The organism is Candidatus Methanoperedens sp. (genome assembly GCA_027460535.1).
Classification (GTDB): Archaea; Halobacteriota; Methanosarcinia; order Methanosarcinales; family Methanoperedenaceae; genus Methanoperedens.
The window spans coordinates 43,842-63,198 of record JAPZAR010000030.1; the positions used below are offsets into that span (position 1 = coordinate 43,842).

General features: G+C 40.8%; 13 protein-coding genes. 6 read left to right on the top strand and 7 right to left on the bottom strand.

Annotated features, from left to right (window positions below; genetic code table 11):
* Positions 1-70: 70 nt before the first annotated feature.
* The 3 genes from O8C65_13870 to O8C65_13880 form a co-directional block, all read right to left on the bottom strand.
* Positions 71-388, bottom strand: a complete 318-nt coding sequence (locus O8C65_13870; GenBank protein MCZ7358007.1) for a hypothetical protein — start codon at positions 386-388, stop codon at positions 71-73.
* Between the two features lie 389 nt (positions 389-777).
* Entirely contained in the window at positions 778-1,029 is a 252-nt protein-coding gene (locus O8C65_13875) for a hypothetical protein (GenBank protein ID MCZ7358008.1), read from the bottom strand.
* Positions 1,030-1,738: 709 nt separating this feature from the next.
* Positions 1,739-3,868: an SIR2 family protein gene (locus O8C65_13880; protein ID MCZ7358009.1), complete on the bottom strand. Its 2,130-nt coding sequence runs from the start codon at positions 3,866-3,868 to the stop codon at positions 1,739-1,741.
* A 382-nt stretch (positions 3,869-4,250) separates the two neighbouring features.
* Here O8C65_13880 and O8C65_13885 point away from each other — a divergent pair, with 382 nt between their 5' ends.
* Together O8C65_13885 and O8C65_13890 are read left to right on the top strand one after the other, a co-directional pair.
* Positions 4,251-6,794, top strand: a complete 2,544-nt coding sequence (locus tag O8C65_13885; protein ID MCZ7358010.1) for a HEAT repeat domain-containing protein — start codon at positions 4,251-4,253, stop codon at positions 6,792-6,794.
* Positions 6,795-7,484: 690 nt separating this feature from the next.
* Positions 7,485-7,646 (top strand): hypothetical protein, encoded by a 162-nt coding sequence (locus tag O8C65_13890; protein MCZ7358011.1) that lies wholly within the window; start codon positions 7,485-7,487, stop codon positions 7,644-7,646.
* Between the two features lie 458 nt (positions 7,647-8,104).
* On the opposite strand, the gene O8C65_13895 is transcribed toward O8C65_13890, so the two are convergent.
* Positions 8,105-8,728: a hypothetical protein gene (locus O8C65_13895; GenBank protein ID MCZ7358012.1), complete on the bottom strand. Its 624-nt coding sequence runs from the start codon at positions 8,726-8,728 to the stop codon at positions 8,105-8,107.
* A 357-nt stretch (positions 8,729-9,085) separates the two neighbouring features.
* Entirely contained in the window at positions 9,086-9,817 is a 732-nt protein-coding gene (locus tag O8C65_13900) for a hypothetical protein (protein MCZ7358013.1), read from the bottom strand.
* 850 nt (positions 9,818-10,667) lie between these two features.
* On the opposite strand from O8C65_13900, the gene proS reads away from it, so the two are divergent.
* The 3 genes from proS to O8C65_13915 all read left to right on the top strand — a co-directional run bounded on the left by proS (position 10,668) and on the right by O8C65_13915 (position 14,787).
* Positions 10,668-12,113, top strand: coding sequence for a proline--tRNA ligase (gene proS / locus O8C65_13905; GenBank protein ID MCZ7358014.1), 1,446 nt, complete (start codon positions 10,668-10,670; stop codon positions 12,111-12,113).
* Positions 12,114-12,201: 88 nt separating this feature from the next.
* Positions 12,202-12,831, top strand: a complete 630-nt coding sequence (psmB, locus tag O8C65_13910) for an archaeal proteasome endopeptidase complex subunit beta (protein MCZ7358015.1) — start codon at positions 12,202-12,204, stop codon at positions 12,829-12,831.
* A 42-nt stretch (positions 12,832-12,873) separates the two neighbouring features.
* The gene (locus tag O8C65_13915; GenBank protein MCZ7358016.1) at positions 12,874-14,787 is read left to right on the top strand and encodes a beta-CASP ribonuclease aCPSF1; all 1,914 of its coding nucleotides are present in this window, start codon (positions 12,874-12,876) and stop codon (positions 14,785-14,787) included.
* On the opposite strand, the gene thiL is transcribed toward O8C65_13915, so the two are convergent.
* Entirely contained in the window at positions 14,784-15,752 is a 969-nt protein-coding gene (thiL, locus tag O8C65_13920; GenBank protein ID MCZ7358017.1) for a thiamine-phosphate kinase, read from the bottom strand. The genes O8C65_13915 and thiL overlap by 4 nt on opposite strands.
* Before the next feature lie 72 nt (positions 15,753-15,824).
* Between thiL and tatC the strand changes: the two genes are divergently transcribed.
* A complete protein-coding gene (gene tatC, locus O8C65_13925; protein ID MCZ7358018.1) occupies positions 15,825-16,532 on the top strand; it encodes a twin-arginine translocase subunit TatC in 708 nt (235 codons plus the stop codon).
* Positions 16,533-16,976: 444 nt separating this feature from the next.
* Here the strand turns inward: tatC and ilvD are convergent, their stop codons facing one another.
* On the bottom strand, positions 16,977-18,638 hold the full coding sequence (ilvD, locus tag O8C65_13930) for a dihydroxy-acid dehydratase (protein ID MCZ7358019.1): 1,662 nt from the start codon (positions 18,636-18,638) through the stop codon (positions 16,977-16,979).
* Between the last annotated feature and the right edge of the window lie 719 nt (positions 18,639-19,357).

The following is a 19,357-nucleotide window of genomic DNA, read 5'->3' on the forward strand; positions in this document are numbered from 1 at the left end:
AAGGATTGCTATTGTAAAGGATAAAAAATCGGATAGATCTGAGATCGTTGTTGAAGAGAAGCGGGTGAGGTTAGATAATGTGTTTCTTATATGCATCCCATATCTCTTGGGCAATTATAGTGTATTCTGCTTTTGAACCTGCAATATCAGCGCCGAACCATCGAACAAATTCTTGATGAAGTATGTTCTGCAAATCTTCTGGCGAACGTGCTTCCTTTAGCCGTGGGAAAATGGTGCCAACTTCTGGCTCGTATTCGTCAGTATTGATTCCGAAATTGATTCCGATGGGATCATTTCGAAACAGTATCTCCAGTATTTCGTTGTAGAGTTCTCCGTATTTATGCTTGAGCCTTTGGCGCTCCAGTTTGATTTCTTCTACGATATTCATATCCTGCAATCTAAATATCTCATATCCGCATTACTCATAATTCCAGCTTGTGGAGTTTAACTAACTATTCAAACCAAATAAATTACGCAATTTGCTAACCACTTCAGAACGCATTTCGGGTGATAACTCTCCCAATTCGCGCTTTATCAATGCTGTTGTGACTGTCATAAGGCGATGTAATCGAAGCGTAGAGGAAACACGCAAGCCGGTTACATTAAAATCCGCCGACTTTGAGTCCAAAACAACATCTGTTTCCAGTAAGTCGTTCGGTTTTCTACTTGTGATAAATGCCAAAACGACATGATGATGAGAGCCAATGGGTCAGGCATATGGCTGGTCGTACCTTCTGCGCTGTGAGGTCATCGAAAGGAAAAGGGACGAGGACTACTTTACCTATCATGAAATGGTCTTCCGTCCTCGGATGTATAAATATCCTCTTCAGGTTCCTTCAGGAAATCAAAAGCAGGATTGGCGGCGGCTGCATAAAGCCATTCCTTTTCGTCAATGTCTGCATCTTCAGGGAGCAGGATAATGACACGAACCCGTGTTGGACCGGCAACTGGCAACGGTTCGTCTAAAAGAAGCCTGTGCTGTGCGTCAACAGTTCCTGTTGTTTCAATGGCTTTTACTGCAACATCCATATCGATTTCTTCTTTCTATTTATTTTATTCAACAAAACTCATGGTACTCAGAGAATTTATAATTTCCTATGAGCGGGCGGTGCAGCTTGTGCCTGTGTGGGGCCAATCATCAATGGAATCGGGAGCATTATTTCAATTAAGTATTCTAAATTAGGACACTGCCCTTTTTTTAGGGATGCAATTGGTACTCCGCATAATATACTCTTTGGATGCACACAACCCTCATCGCCGGTACATGCACTTAGCCTACCTGAAGGGTTGTTGGCAGGCGCACATTCGCGTTTGCATGATCCCTTTAGGGCGGGGGGCAATTTTCAAGACTTTGTGATTGATGCAACGGCGATACGTTGCCTTTGCGAAGCGTGCTTTTGATGAATGAAAACACAATTAACCGCTTCTGTCTGCTGGAGCGTAGGACTGTCGCCCAACCGCACTAAGGACGCCCGCAAACGGGTTTGGGCTATCCTCGAACCCTCTGGGCAGCGTGTTCAGGGGGGTGGGTCTTGGAAGTGTTATATGCTGGAACAATATGACACAGAGACAAGAATATTTGCTAAAGAAATTAATATGCCTTAAAAATATAGTTATGAGAGATAAAGAATGTGGGAAACACCGAATCGGTTATTTGAAAGGATTAGGTGTGGTGAGATGCATGAACCTGAATCCCATAAGATCGTTGACCGTACACTTGAGGATATTAGAAGAATAATCACTTAGCATTAAATCCTTGTTCCCAGACACTCCTTACATAATCGATATGAGCTTCCATGTGCTTAATTGCTCTTTCTTCATCTTTGTCGATGATAGCATCCAATATTTTGCTGTGTTGACGTAAAGTCTCAAAAGATTGAACTTGTCTGCTTAGCGGAGATAATGATCTATATAACAATCTGCAAATATCATAGAATAGACTGTTTCCACTTGCGACAGATATCCCCACATGGAAGTCAAAATCATACTCCCATATATCCTTCTCCTTTGCTTTTTCATCTCCTAGAGCTTTTTCAAATTCTCCTAAAATGGTCTTTAGAGCCTCTATGTTCCGAGTATCTCTATATTTTGCTGCCAGTCTTACTGAACTTAACTCCATCTGTTTGCGGACTTCCCAAATCGCTTCAAAAGTGCAGATATCTTTTCTATAATCTGTTCGGAGTTTTTCAGTTAAAATATCGAAGAAGTGATTGATATCTATGTTAAAAATTACAGTATTATTACTCTCCCAAAAATTAAGTTCAACTTCTGTTGGATCTCTCATAATGGCATAGAACTGAACCTTGTTCTCTAAATGCCGATTGGTATCTTTAATAATATTATTAATGTTATCATCATCCAGACTATATCCAACAAATAAAATGGTTTTTATGAAAAAAAGCTCCTCGAGTTTATTGAAGATAATATAATCTCTATCAAAGGAACCATGTATTTTGTAAATTGTTGTATCAGATTTCATCTCCAACATGTCTTTATCTTCTTGAATTAGATTAATTCTTCCTCTACGTTTTTTGATCGCATCTTCTAAAATGCAGTCATTATTCGTTGTGATAGAATTTTTGATAGTTAAAATATCTGCAATCTTTTCATAAATCGAGGAATTACCGCCACGATTCATGATAACGTCTGTTAATCCGGAACCAATAAATAAAACTGCATTCCCCTCAAATATCTCAGTAATTAATCGTTTCAAACTAATCTGATCAAAAAAGGGAGGATTATATGTAGGAATAAACCCATTTCTAACTAAATCTTGTTCCATTTCAGCGGGTTTGTATGAAAAAACATCGAATTGACTTAATTCGCAATTCTTGTAGGAAATATAACCTGGAGCTACGCTACAAAGAGCGGCCGTGATAGATCCTCCGCCATCATTCAACAATTCCATAATCATCTCTTTTTTTTCTCTTGTACTTATGAAAATATGTGAATATGGGAATGCCAGTCTAAGAATTGCGGTGATAAGCTTCAAGTGGTTATCGGAGACCTGATATTCATGCTTTGGCTGGAATGTCATTCTAGTAGCTGTTTTCAAACGAGGTATCCCAAATATCGGAAAGCAGTTGAATTTATTTCTTAAAAACAATCCATGTTTGATCAATGCCATGATATCGAATTTGAAATCATATAATCCGAGCAACACACCAATCCCCACATTTCTTATTCCACTATTACAAATTCTTTCTTGAGTTTCTAGCCTGTACTGATAATCTTTTTTTGAAACACACTCTTTATGAAGCTCGTCGTATGTTTTCTGGTGATATGTTTCCTGCCACGATAGCACACTGTCTAAACCCACACTCTTCAACGAACTATAACTCTCCTGCGATAAAGGAGGAGAGTTTAAACCAATCATCCCACCACCTTCTTTCTGCGTTAGTTTATTTTTCAAATATCTTATATATTCCATCATTTCCTTTATGCCAATTTTCGGGTCGTCTGAGAAAACCAATTCTATTGTTCTAAAACTATTTTCTTCCGTCAAATAATCAATTTCCTTACAATATTGGTCAAAAAATAAGCGGGTTCTGCTGTGGCTGTCATTATTACAATTAAATGCACAATAAGGACATTTGTTTATACAATAATTTGTAATGTAAAGCGGAACCATTAGATTTATTTGATGTCCTAGCGCATCATTCCTGACACACCTTGCAGTTTTCAACAGATTATGAAAATCTTTATTATTGGTGTTTGGATCTATATGGAGAAGTGAAGCAATTTCTAGTTCATTCAGCTCTTTTAATTTTTGCGCCTTCTCAAGAACTTTGTCAACATTCTTAAGTTCTGATTTTCCCTTATCTAAAAGATAATTGATTTCATCAGGGTCTATGCTAAATCCATTCATAAGATAACCTCTTTTCTTCTAAAACATATTTAGGGAAATTCACATAAAAATCGAATTCGTTGCAATTTTCATTACTGACAGCATTAAGGCATACTCGAAAAAGCTCATCAATTTCTCTATCGAGCATGTTTGTTAATTTCATATTGTCGTCGAATAACATGAATTCTTGATGTTCTTATGCGCCAAGAGTCCTTCTTGGTACAATCTTTCTTCCCCTCATCAACTGGTTTATTATAACTTATTATTCATTTAATTGGATATCACTATTGGAATTATATGCATTTATATGTTGTACATGGTTTCTTGTTATCAGAAAGATATACTTAAATATTTAGAATGAATTTTGAATACATGGTTCTATCAGATTAATGGGTGATGGAGTTTGGTTACTGAACCTGAAATTCACAGAATGATGAAGAGTGGAAATGTGTATGATCGCATAGTAGCACTGCATGAACTCAAGAAAAAATTCTCAACTCTCACTGATAAAGATCAGGCAACGAAGGACATGCTAACCCTTACAAAAGATAAAGAAAGCTCTGTGCGAAAGACAGCAGCAGAAGCCCTTGGTTTTGCCTTTGCTCACATCACTGATAAAGATCAGGCATGGAAGGACATGCTAGCCCTGACAAAGGACGAGAACTGGGATGTGCGAAGTGTTTCAGCAGAAGCCCTTGATTCCGCCTTTGTTCACCTCACTGATAAAGATCAGGCAACCAAAGACCTGCTAACCCTGACAAAGGATGAGAATTGGGATGTGCGAAGTGGTGTGGCATATGCCCTTGGTTCCGCTTTCGTCCACCTCACTGATAAAGATCAGGCAACCAAAGACCTGCTAACTTTGACAAGGGATAAGAACTGGGATGTGCGAAGTGGTGTGGCATATGCCCTTGGTTCCGCTTTCGTCCACCTCACAAATAAAGATCAGGCAACCAAAGAACTGCTAACTTTGACAAAGGATAAAGACAGCTTTGTACGAAGGAATGCAGCAGAAGCCCTTGGTTCCGCCTTTGCTCACATCACTGATAAAGATCATGCATGGAATGACCTGCTTGCCCTGACAAAGGACGAGAACTGGGATGTGCGAAAGACAGCAGCAGAAGCCCTTGGTTCCACCTTTGTTCACGTCACTGATAAAGACCAGGCAACGAAAGACCTGTTAACCCTGACAAAGGACGAGAACTGGAATGTGCGAAGTGGTGTAGCATATGCCCTTGGTTCCGCCTTTGCTGACCTCACAGATAGAGATCAGGCAGCGAAAGACCTGCTTTCTCTGACAAATGACAAATATAGTATTGTGCGAGCATATGCCAACCATTCACTGGGGAGAGTACATATTTATAAGGCAACAGAAGCAGAGGATATAGAAAAATTCAGAAAAGAATTAGAAAATGCTCTGAAATTTTTTGAGAAATCTTCAAATGAAGAAATATATTCGCAGCCTGCCAGATTTTGTCTTCCATTTTACAGATCGTTCCATGCAACTATTTTTGAGAAGGACAATGCAGAGGCTAAAGTCCAGGAATATCTTAATGAAGCCAGAAGTGCAGTCGGCAGTTCAGAAGGCAGGGAAAAACTCCTTGTAGCTGTTGAGAATCTGGGAAATGCGCTGAAAGAGGCGCAGAAAGCGCGGGATTTCAATGATGAGAAATCCGACCTCAAAGCATACAGGCGATACTGCGAGCGTGCATCTGAGCTTCTTGAAATAACGGGGGAGAAGGCCCCAAATGCCACACGGCTGATTATGAAAAGTCTACCGATAATCGATAATAGGATAAAGAATATACTGCCAGAAATTCGTGATAAAGCTATAGCAATATACAACCATACAAAAGATACTCCTCTAATGGATATCGGAATGAGAACTTGCAGGCAAGCGCAGGAATTATCTTTGAAAAATCCGGTTGGTCTAGAGATCGGGCTAGGGAGGATAATTAACACAGCAAAGGAGTGGTGCGAACATATAGGGTATGAAGGTAAAAAGAAATCAGCATGTGAGAAACTCAAATCTCTGGAGAATCTGGAAACTCAAGAAAAAGTTATAATTATTTCTGAAATTTTTGAAGATATTTCCAAGAATCTTAATATTCCTCGCATCGAGACGGTTCATATCTGTGGCACCCAAGAAAAATTAGTCAGAATAGCTGTAATTCAATTCTGTTATGAATTGACAAAATCATTTCCTCCTGTAATTAAAAATAAAGATATGGTTAAAGCAAAGATTTTTTCAGGACTTGACATGGCAAAAAAAGATAATGCAAATATCGCTTGCCTTCCTGAACTGTGTTTATGCGAAGAATGGAAACCTGAAATAGAGAATAATTATCCTGAAATGCTCGTTATTTGTGGAGGATTTTATAAAAATAATAGTAACGTCTGCCCCATAATAACTAAATCCGATATAGAAATAGTCCCTCAGGCAAAAATCACGCCATCTGCTTCTGAAGACAAGGAAATGTGGGAAAACGGGATGATACCTGGAGATAGAATCTACAAATACGAAACTCGGTTTGGAAAATTTGTGATTCTTATATGCAGGGACTTTGATAGATTTGCTCATTATTTCAGGGAAAGTGATATCGATTTTATATTTTGCCCGGCATTCAATGAAGCTAATGACAGATTTCATGCTGAAGCCAACAACCATGTTACAAAAAAACCTTCCTACATATTGATAGCGAATACAGGCGTTTATGGAGGGAGCGCGATTTTTGGGCAGGTTCATAAAAATTATTTTAATAGATTGATCGGTGATGGCTGTAAAGATGATGGAGATATGTCGTTTAAATTATGCGAAGCTAAAAAAGGAAAAGATGAAATTATAATCGCTGATTTCAATCTAACTATTAAAACTATTGGGCCAATAAATCCTTCAGTGCCTCTGGAACCAAGTGTGAAACGTATTAAAAAGCTACCAATTTCTTAGGTTCTGCCTTAACTTTTGTTGCATTTGCTCGAATGACCTATGAGTCAAGGTAAAATTTATCAAACTTACTCAAGATTCATCTTGACGATTTGAGAAAACCGTGCCATCTTTTAGATCATAACGATTTTATTCATTTATTTGGATGCGCACAACCCCATAGAACGCTGTGACCACGCTCGGACCTTCGTCCGAGGCATACTGGTGCATGCGTTACTGGACCGAAGGGCTGTTCGTAGGCGCACATTCGCTTTTGCGCGCTCCCTGTAGGGCGGGGGGCAGTCCTCATGATTTTGCTTTGATGGCTCCGTCTTGGTCAATCGAGATAACAAAAAATCCAAATCGATTATAGCGCGGTTATGCGTACCCTTAACACATAGAAAAGTATAAACGCATATCTATATATTTAAGTATTAGGTGTTTAAATGGCAGATAAAATCACAATAATCAACAAAATGGAGCAAAACAACATAAGAAGAGCTAAACCCCGAAGTGGCTCAAAAACCGGAGGTAAAAAACTCGTCTCTTGTCGTGCTTGTAATGGAACTGGATGGTTAGATTTTTTGCATATTAGTAAGTGTACCACGTGTCATGGCACTGGATACGTGCGTGTGTGAAAAGAATCAAAGTTTTACTTTCACGTTGCTCCCTACAACTATATTATTCTACAATAAGGTATTCAAAGGTTACTAAATGAAAGATGTTATAGGATTTATTATAGTCGATTATATGGCTTATGTTATAGTTGATGGCTTCACTAAAACTACACCCGGATATGGCTATTTTGGATGGCCTCTTTATATAGCTGGTAATGCTGCTGTTTTATATTATTTGAAAAATAAGTACCTTAAATAATGGATTGAAGAATGTCATAAGCAGATTCTATAAAAGCATACCTTGATTTACTTAAACTCGTATTATCGGCAGTTTTTGGATTTTTCTTGATTGTTTTTTGGAGTGTAATGCAAAATGAATCTCTGATTAAAACCATGTCAAAAGAGTCTAAAGTGTTTGTTCTTTTTGTATTAATAATTGTTGTTGTATTAATGACAGTAATCATTAATGATTATTTTAAGTCTATGGCTAAATTAGAAAAAATGCCTTAAAGTCATTGTCGATTTCAACAATCTTGCTGTTTTTTAAATCTAGGTCTTGGTAAAAATCCTTGGCACATATACAATAATTGACCGTTGATATCGGGAGATGGATTTTGGTTTGGATAGGTGATCTTTTGAATATTTTGGTATTATAAAATTTTGTGTGCTCTGAGTAGTTTGGTCATGGATTGCTTCTAGAAAAATTTTTATCTTATATTAATGTCTAGCCATAGATTTCAATTTACTATATCTATCCATAACATTTTTTTGTAGCTTTGGATCGTTGGCTAAATCTATTAAAAAATCATCAACTGCTGAATTTAAAGCATCGGAAAAATTAAGTAATCCAAAACTTAAGTTTTCGCCATCTTTTGTTATGTTTCTGTTGTCTGGCCACATACTAGCTCTAAAAAGGTTCCATTCGTGAACTAAACCGTTTCTATATAACTTATAAATTTCATTGGAATAAGGTTTATATTCATTGGGAAAATAAGTTTCAATAAACTTTGCGAACTTTGGACCAACTCTATCTGAACGACCACAGCTAGGGCATTCTTCAGATTTTACGTTCACATACGCATATTTTGATAAGGAATCAATGGCACATAACATAGGAATGGCAACAGCATGACCACGATGTACTAGGCTTTTATTACTCTTTAATATATCTTTTATTACATCATTTATCTCCCCGACCATTGTCTCTTTGAAAATTTTTTTCATTATTTCAGGAAATTGAGATGTTGTAGGAGAATCTGGCCAAGTACTTGGTTGCCAAGGTATAAATTCTATAACCTCATCGTTTATAGTTATCTGAATTTCAGCATCTGGATATATCATTTTAAATTTATTAGTCTGATAAGGGCTTATATTTTTCCAATAAATCATTCCTAACTTCTACGGGACATGGTATTTTTTAATGAATATGGAATAAACGTAACCTCAATTCATCATAACCCCGTAAATGAAACTTGTCAATAAAAGGTACAAACGTGTACATGGTTTAACCTCTCCTGAAGGGCTGTTCTCGCGGGGTAAGCGCACATTCGCTTTTGTGTGCTCCCTTTAGGGCGGGGGGCAGTCCTCATGATTGCTTTGATGGCTCCGTCTTTGCTCATATACAATAATTGACCGTCAGGATTGGGGGATGGATTTTTTATGAGAGTTGTATAAATTAAGGTCGCATTCTGGAGCTTCTTATGAAAAAAGGTTAGCTTGTTCGTGATGTTTTTTTATAAAACTGTTCGATAACAAATCATCAAAAATTTCTACTTTCATGTTGTCAATAAATTCATTAGCACTTTTTAAATTCTCTATATCTTCTTTTTTGAGTCCAATAATATCACTTTTGACTTCGGTTATGAAGTTAATATTTAGGAATAGCATCTCGATAAGTTCATTGGCAACATTTTCTTTATTAATTTTCTCTAAAATTTCCCCCCTTTTTATTGAGAAAAATCTTTTATATGCTTCCAATAGCTCTGCATATATTGAGTCATTATATCCTGCAATTTCATCCTCTAATAACTTATACTCATCTTGTCTGGACGGTGGCATCAGTAGAGGGTATATGTTAATTTCTTTTCCTGGCATTCTTGCCAATGTGAACTGAACCAATTTAAATTTGTGCTTATTCCTTTCATCTTCTTCAGTAATTTTTTTTAACGTCTTATTTAGTATAGTAAAATTTTTACTTTTATTCAAGAACTCTTTAAAATTACCAAATGAGACTTCTCTATCTGAAATTGATACCAACCTATTCATTTTTAATGACAGTTTAGTTTGAATCTTATCTTCATATCTTTGAATATAATATTGAAAAAATCCTGCTAAAATACCAACAAGTCCTATTATATTGTAAAAATTTGTCGGTATTCCTTCATTCAGAAGAATGTATCCATAATTAATAAGTACAGCTACAGAAAACATCCAAATTATCAAAGTAAATAATAGATATTGAATGCTGTTTAAAAAAATAATTCTTAATAATAAAATTAGAATGAGAACCAGTTTACTCATGTAAAATTTGTGGTATATATAGAAAGGTAATTTTACAACAGAGAAAATTATAACTTTTAGATAATTAACAATATTGATTATAAAATTCCATTTTATTGATTTTAAATTGGATATTGTTATAAATAATATCTTATTTATACTTCGGATAAAGAAAATTATTATGTCTAGTTTTATCAAAATCAAATTAAACAGGAAAATTAGTAAAAATTTTATTAATGTAACTTCAATAAATTGATTGACTAAATAGAATACTACTAAATTCGAAATAAAAAATGAGATTAAATCAAATATTTGCAGGAGGAATTTACCCTCCAAAAATAATTGAGTGAATGAGTCGCTTTGTTGAGACATTTTTACTCTTCTTATAGTTTAAATTTATTCAACTATATAGTTGTACTATATATTTTGCATTAATATAAATAATGTGTTGGCAAATTGAAACTATCCTAAAAAATGCATATATCCTAAATTATAAATTATTTGCAGTTATGATTGGGGATTGCTAAATATGTATAAACGTAACCTCAATTTACCATAACCCCATACTTGAAGGATACAGAGCTTGATAGCGTTTTTGCTATAAAGATTTCTCCCAATTCTGGGAGGAAATGTTTTTTTCGACCACTTCCCAGCCCTGTCCAACTGAAGCGTGATAGCAGCCGGGAGATCATCACACCATTCCCGAAGATTCATAAAAACCGATCTAAAAATACATTATCCCTAAAAAAATTTATAGCCAATAAGACAGTAGTAGCACCAAATGGCAGAAAAGCAGACCGAAGAAAAAAAAGCTGTCCTCCCTTCAAAATCAAACTTCAGCGAATGGTATAATGAACTTCTCCTGATGGGAGAGATAATGGATGTGCGCTATCCTGTAAAAGGGCTTTACGTCTGGTTCCCTTTCGGGTTCGAGGTGCGGAAGCGAACCTACGCCATAATAAGAGAACTGCTTGACAAGGATCACAAAGAAGCCCTGTTCCCGCTTCTGATCCCGGAGAGCGAGTTCATGAAGGAGGCAGAGCACATAAAAGGCTTTGAGAATGAGGTTTACTGGGTCACTCGCGGCGGCAAGAACGAGCTTGATGTCAAGCTTGCCCTGCGCCCGACAAGCGAAACGGCCATCTATCCCATGTATAAGGTGTGGGTTCGCTCCCATGCCGACCTGCCCATCAAGATCTACCAGATAGTGAACACCTTCAGGTACGAGACAAAACACACGCGTCCCCTCATCCGCCTGCGCGAGATAACCTCGTTCAAGGAAGCGCATACCGTGCATGCCACCTGGGATGAAGCTGCGGAGCAGGTCAGGGAAGCCACGCGCATATACCAGGAATTCTACAGGAGGCTTGCGATTCCCACCATTGTTTCAAAGCGCCCTGAATGGGATAAATTCCCGGGTGCGGATTATACGATGGCCGTGGATACGTTGATGCCGGACAATAAAACACTCCAGATCGGAACGGCCCATCACCTGGGGGACAATTTTGCAAAGACGTTTGAGATCAAATATGAAGATATGAACGGAGAGCAGCAGTACGCGCACCAGACATGCTACGGCATTTCAGAGCGCAGCATCGCGGCCCTGATCTCGGTCCACGGGGATGATAAGGGATTGGTATTCCCGCCGGAAGTCGCGCCAACCCAGGTCGTGGTCATCCCGATCTTATTCGGGAAGAGCGATGAGATAACGAAAGCATGCCGCGATGTTGCAGACCGATTAAAGGAAAAAGGGATCCGCACGGCACTTGATGAGAGTGATGAACGTCCTGGAGCCAAATATTATAAATGGGAAATGAAGGGCGTGCCTTTGAGGGTGGAGATCGGACCGCGGGACCTGAAAAATAATGTGGCTACAGTTGTAAGAAGGGACAGCGGAAGCAAGGAAAATGTTCCGCTGGATAATATCGTGGAAGAGATCCAAAAGCGATTTGAGGACATCCATAATAAGTTATTTGAGAAAGCCCAAAGATCTTTGAAGGAACGCATATTCGATTGCAATAATCTGGAAGAAGTGAAAGAAAAAATCCCGGAAGGCATCGCAAGGATATCATGGTGCTGCGAACGTGAATGCGGCCTTGCCATGGAAGAATCGGTCGGTGCAGGCATTCTGGGAATACCTGAGGGTGAGCTCGGAAGCGGCGGCGGAGCCTGTCCTATCTGTAAAAAGGAGACAGAAAAGATGGTGATAATGGCCAAGACATATTAGAGTTGAATAAACTTTAAATACCTTTAATCAGATTATATGCTGCTAATTTTCTCATTTTTCAGTGATGAGTATTTGAGAGGTATTTAAAATGGAGAATATGGAATACAAAGGAACTACTACAATTGGGTTAGTCTGCGATACAGGTGTCGTCTTAGCGTCTGAAAGGAGAGCGACGATGGGGCACTTTATTGCTAGTAAAGATGCCAAAAAAGTCTATAAGATCGACGACTTGATCGCAATGACCACAGCAGGTTCTGTGGGGGATGCCCAGAGGCTTGTAAAATGGATGCAGGTCGAGTCGAAACTCTACAAGATGCGCAGGGAAGAGTCCATGACAGTGAAAGGGATAGTAAGTTTACTTGCAAATATCCTGAGCGGCAACAGGTACTATCCTTATTTTGTCCAGCTCCTCGTCGGAGGGGTGGATAAGAACGGACCCAGCGTCTACTCACTTGATGCGGTTGGTGGAATAATCGAAGAAAAGAAGGCCGTGTCAACAGGATCAGGTTCCCCGATGGCATACGGAGTGCTGGAGGACAGATATGTGGAAAACATGCCTATCGAGGATGGGGTAGAACTGGCCGTTCGTGCCCTGCATAATGCCATGAAGCGCGACTCTGCTTCCGGCGACGGTATCAATGTAGTTAAGATCACACCGGAAGGATATATCGAAGTAGAAGATTCTGAGATCAAGAAGCTGCGCGATACCTTTACATAATTCTTTTTTATTTTTTTAACATTTTTTAGAAGGAAAATCACGATGACAGTTGATGAAGTATTGAACGACCTGAAACACAAAATAAGAGCCCAACTTCCAAAAGATATTACAATATCGGATGTAGATTTTGAGGGACCCGAACTCGTTATTTATACGGAAGAGCCAAGAAAATTCGCAGACAACGGGGATATCATAAAAAACCTTGCAAAGGATCTCAGGAAACGTCTCGTAGTCAGACCGGATCCAAAGGTTCTGGCCCAGCCAGAAGAGGCTATAGCGGCAATATCAAGAATCGTCCCTCCCGAGTCGGGGATTTCCAACCACTTTTTTGACGTGGACACAGGAGAAGTGGTAATAGAAGCTGAAAAGCCGGGTCTTGTCATAGGCAGACACGGCGAGACGCTGCGCGAGATCACAAAAGAGATTGGCTGGACATCAAAGGTTGTTCGTACGCCTCCAATGAAATCCACTACAGTGAACAATATTCGCCAGTTCATGCGTGCAAACAAGGATGAACGCAAGACCATATTGAAGACAATAGGCAGAAAAATACACCGCGGCCTCACCTCCAAGGACAAATGGGTCAGACTGACAACCCTGGGAGCCTGCCGTGAAGTAGGACGCAGCTGTTTCCTGCTATCAACACCTGAAACAAGGATATTGATCGACTGCGGGGTATCCGTCAGCGGAGAGGATAATGGCACGCCTTACCTATACGTGCCCGAAGCCCATCCCATAAACCAGATCGATGCGGTAATCCTGACCCATGCACACCTTGATCATATAGGGCTTGTGCCCCTGTTATATAAATACGGGTTCGAAGGGCCGGTCTACTGCACCCCACCCACCCGTGATCTTATGGCTTTGCTGCAGCTGGACTACATCGATGTGGCGGCCCGTGAGGGCAGGAAAATACCGTATGAATCTGCCATGATCCGGGAGGTTCTGAAGCATACCATCACATTGAATTACGGTGATGTTACCGACATAGCTCCTGATATGAAGCTGACATTCCATAATGCAGGGCATATTCTGGGGTCATCGATAGCGCATTTCCATGTGGGCGATGGTCTGTACAATATTGCTTTTACAGGAGATTTCAAGTTTGAGAAAACACGTCTTTTTGATCCTGCAAACACCGACTTCCCGCGCGTGGAAACGCTTGTAATGGAGGCGACCTATGGTGGCTCAAGGGACATCCAGCCTTCAAGGAAAGATGCTGAGAGGCATATGCAGCAAATCGCGAAGGAGACGCTTGAAAATAAAGGGAATCTCCTTATCCCGACATTTGCCGTCGGGAGAAGCCAGGAAGTCATGATAGTCCTCGAGGAAGCTATCCGTAAGGGTTTGATAGATGATGTTCCTGTTTATCTTGATGGTATGATAACCGAGGCGACAGCGATCCATACCACGCATCCCGAATACCTGAATAACGAGCTTCGCAATCAGATATTCCATAAAGGAATGAACCCTTTTCTTTCGAAATGTTTTGTGCAGGTGGATTCAAAAGAGAAACGCCAGAAGATAATCGAAGACAGGGAGCCGTGCATTATCCTGGCGACCTCAGGCATGTTGAATGGTGGCCCTGTTATGGAATACTTAAAAGCTCTTGGACCGGAGGAAAAGAACACCATGGTCTTTGTAGGTTACCAGGCAGAAGGAACTCTTGGACGGCGACTGCAGAAAGGATGGAAAGAAATACCAATGCATGCAGGCGGAGGGAGAACAGAGACTGTCAAGATCAACATGCATATAGATACGGTTGACGGATTCTCAGGGCACTCAGACAGGATACAGCTTATGGAGTATGTCCGAAGGATGAGACCCCGGGCTGAACACATAATCACCCAGCACGGGGATGAGAAGAACTGCATGGACCTGGCAAGCTCTATATACCGAAAGTACAAGATAGAAACGCGCGCCCCGATGAACCTTGAGACGATAAGGCTGGCTTAAGGTTTCTTTATTCTGAAATGTTCATATCCTCTGGGTTCAAGGTCCGCGAGTCCTGTTTTTCCTTCAATAAAAACCCCGTTCTTGATGACTTCACCTATGATCGCAAACGGACAGGCTTTTCTTGCCTGTGTCATCCTGTCAGGCGCAACAGTGAACAGGAGTTCAAAATCCCCGCCCGCAAATAAAGCGGCGTCCCGCAATATTTCTTTTCCCAACCCCGTAATCTCGGGCAGAGCTGGAAGTTTATTTTCCCGTATCTTGAAACCAATCCCTCCTGCCTTGGCCATATCATGAAGCGAAAGAGCAAGACCATCGCTGATATCCATCATTGAAGTGACGGCTCCGGATTCGGCAAGCGCGATGCCCTCGTAAATCCTTGGAATAGGTTCGAACAAAGCTTTTGATATCTCCTGGCTGACCGGGATTCCATTAGATAGTGCAAGAAGAGCGGCTCCAGCCAGACCCGGGCGACCTGTCACACATACAGCATCTCCAGGTCTTCCCCCACTCCTTCGAATGAGCAATTCCTTTTTTACCAGTCCGAGCGCTGTTCCCGTAATTGTGAGTTCATCATGAGAATCAGTATCCCCGCCGATGATCTCTGTGCCATATTTTGAGGCACATTCCCCCATTCCCTTTACGATATCATCAACAAATCCGACCTCGGTGTCAGGAGGTATTCCCATTGCCATCAATAATCCAAGAGGTTGTGCACCCTTGGAAGCCAGGTCGCTCAAATTTACCGCGACCGACATCCAGCCGATCTGGCGGGCTGTCATCTGGGGAGGGAAATCAGTTTTTCGATGCAGCATGTCCGTGGTAATGAGAAGATAATCCTTTCCACCGATGTCCAGGACAGCGCAATCATCTTCGCCTGCGCCTTCAATTACATTGTCACCTGATTTTACAAGTAGCTTTGCGATACGCGATATCAATTCACGCTCGCCCAGTTCGCTGACTTTCATTCAGGCAATTATTCCCACGTAATCTATATAACATCATAGGACGCCATATTAAAAGAAATAAAAAAAATAGCGATGAACACAGTACCCGGCGACCAGGAAATGCCCCTGGTTGAGCATTTCAAGGAACTTCGCGGAAGAATGATCATTGCCGCAATTCCGATAGTCCTGATTACATCGATTGCCTTTCTCTTCTCGGGTCAATTGCTCCAGATGATATGGAAGCAGACTGTTCCTGTCCCCATGACCGTGTATTCCCCGATGGAATTGATCATTGCCAAGCTCACGCTCTCACTTATGTGCGCGCTTTTTTTTGGGATACCTGTTGTGATCTACGAGGGATTCATGTTCGTAGGGAAAGGGCTTTATCCGAACGAAAAGAAGTTTTTCATAAGGGTCGTTCCTTTTTCGTTCATACTCTTTACAGCAGGAGCCGCCCTTGCCTATTTTATTGTTATACCACTCATGTTTAAATATACGATACTTTATTCAATTGATGTGGCGGCCCCTCAGATATCTGTGATAAAAACAATTGACGCCATAACAACGCTGGCCCTGAGTTTCGGCCTCATTTTCCAGTTCCCTCTGCTTCTGATATACTCCATAAAAATGAGACTTTTGAAACTTGAGTCGCTCAGAGGAAAGAGAAAGATAATATATGGTGCACTTATTGCGTTTGCTTTATTCGTGTCACCTGACCCTTCCGCCCTTTCCGAATTGATCGTGGCTGCTGTGCTTGTCCTATTATTTGAATTCAGCCTTCTTGTGGCCAGGTTTTTTTAAAACGACAAACTATTTATACTATGTTCGCATATATACGAACTAATAGTGGGCAAGACTAACTTTTTTACACCACCATAATCCCCACTCGCCCACTATCCTCCTATTATTTTTTGAATAATAAGTTCACATATTGGATTCAGATTTTAAGAGTGTTCCAGAGGAAATGGAGGTTGCAGGTTTTAGTCATAAATGTAACGCATAGAAAAAGGGATTTATTTTGATTCCAGATGAGCTCGAAAATTTTTAAAACCGAATGGTAACGAATGATTTTTTATAGAAAATTTTCCATCATTATCATAAGTAGGATGATTTTTATTTTCCAACCGAAATAAAGGGGTTGGCAAAAGCATAGTAACAGCGTGAACCGATATTATTCATCGATCGGTTTCATGCATCCTGCCGCAACTCTGTAAAATTATCCGCGCATCAGTTGAAATCGAAAGTTTATTTGAAAATCGCACCATTATCAGACGAACTCACCTGTTTCCGGTACCTTGCGAGATACCCTTTAATTTCGGGCAAAGGGGCCTTCCACCTTCTCATTCGTTCATCCATTTCTTCCCGGCTGAGCCTCAGGTTCAATATCCGGTTTGGAATATCGATATCGATGATATCTCCTTCCCTTACAATGGATATAGGTCCTCCATCAGCCGCTTCAGGCGATACATGGCCTATGCAGGGGCCCCTTGTTCCTCCCGAGAAGCGACCGTCTGTGATGAGAGCCACGGAATCTATCATACCCATCCCCGCGATGGCGGCGGTCGGGGAAAGCATTTCACGCATACCCGGTCCGCCTTTTGGCCCTTCATATCTGACAACCACGCAATCACCAGGTTTGATCTTGTTGCCCATGATAGCCTTCATGGCAAGTTCCTCACTGTCAAAAACCCTGGCTGGTCCTGAATGCTTTAACATTTTCTGGCTTACAGCGGTCTGTTTGACAACGGCGCCCCGTGGGGCGAGGCTTCCGCTGAGAACAGCTATTCCTCCTTCGGGGTGCACAGGGGAATCAAGAGTAGCAATGATCTCTTTATTGGCGCGCGGATTTATTATCACAACCTTACCAAGGTTTTCTCTCAGGGTTTTTCCCGTAACGGTCAATGTATCCAGGTTTAATTTCTCCTGCAGCCTCTGCTGTATGGCCGGGACGCCCCCGGCACGTTCGAAATCGATAAGATAGCGATTCCCTCCAGGCCTCAAATTGATGAGATGCGGCGTCTCCCTGCTCAATTCATCAAACCTTGATAGAGGCAGGTTAAGTCCGAATTCCGAAGCTATGGCCGGCAGGTGAAGTGTTGTATTTGTGCTTCCACCGATAGCCATATCGACCCGTATAGCATTATCAAGCGATTCCTCTGTAAGTATCTGGCGGGCATTTATTCCATTCCTGACAAGTTCGAGAATTTTCATACCGGATTGCTTGGCTATCCTTATCTTCTTGGCATCTACAGCATGGGCGGTCCCGCATCCTGGCAGGCTTAATCCAAGCGCTTCTGTCACGCATGCCATGGTGTTGGCTGTGAATAGTCCGGCGCATGAGCCAGCGCCGCAGCACGCACAGTCTTCAAGATTTTTCAGCTCCTGCTCGGTTATTGCATTTTTCCGCCGCTGTCCAACAGCCTCGAAGAGCGAAATTACATCCCTTGGCTCATCTCCAACGATTCCCGGCAGCATCGGTCCACCCGTGACCACAATCGTAGGGATGTCAAGTCTCCCTGCTGCCATCAGGTGCCCCGGTACGATCTTATCGCATGTTGGTATCATGACCATGCCGTCAAACTGGTGCGCTTCAACCATGAGCTCTATGCTGTCAGCTATTACTTCGCGGCTTGGAAGTGAGTATTTCATTCCCGTGTGCCCCATTGCGATGCCGTCGCATATTCCTATTGTATTAAATTCAAAAGGAACGCCCCCTGCCATGCGTATACCTGCCTTTACGGCTTCTGCAAGTTTATCAAGGTGAATATGACCCGGGATCAGCTCGTTCCATGAATTCACAACCCCGATGAAGGGAAGGATCATTTCTTCATCGGTCAACCCGACTGCCTTTAATAAAGACCTGTGCGGGGCCCGCTCAAGTCCTGATTTTATATTATCGCTTCTCATGGTATTCCTGTGTAGGTTACTTCAACATTGAATATTCGCAATCGCATAGGTTAGCTATGTTATTAAACCCATTGGATAAGCCGGAAGCCCGATAAAGGCCATATGATAAGCCATTAAACAAGCCTATAAAAGCAGTTAATGGGGCATCCAATAGCTTTCCGGGTATAATATCGCAAATGATTGGCAAGATGTATTTTGAAATCCATATTTTAGCCCATGATAACCCAGGCCAATAAAAACCTTACGAATATCGCCGATTATTTAATTAGTCCTTTTCTTGGACCCTGATTTTGAAAAACGGAGGCATCGACGGAGATGCTTCTCTATATCGAAAAAATCGATTAAGGGGATAGGGATCTAATAATTTTTATTAATCCGTTAGTAATCTATAAATAAACCATTGCTTATAATTGAAATTAGAGCATACCCCTGGAAATGGTATTTTCTGAAAAACGGATTTCATACCGATGAATATTAAAATAGATGACGATATTATAAAAAAGACTACTAAATGTGGAAAAAAGTTTTCCTGTTTATGTGGTGAAATAACACAGGTCTGTAAAGTTGAAGAATGCATGGGGGAAATAATTTTCATCAAGCACAAAGAGGAAAATCTTTGTAAATATCGAACCTATTTTGGTTATTCTCAGGTTTGTACCTGCCCGGTGAGAAAAGAATTGTACTATCGTTATAAAATCTGAATGCCCAATAATCCTATG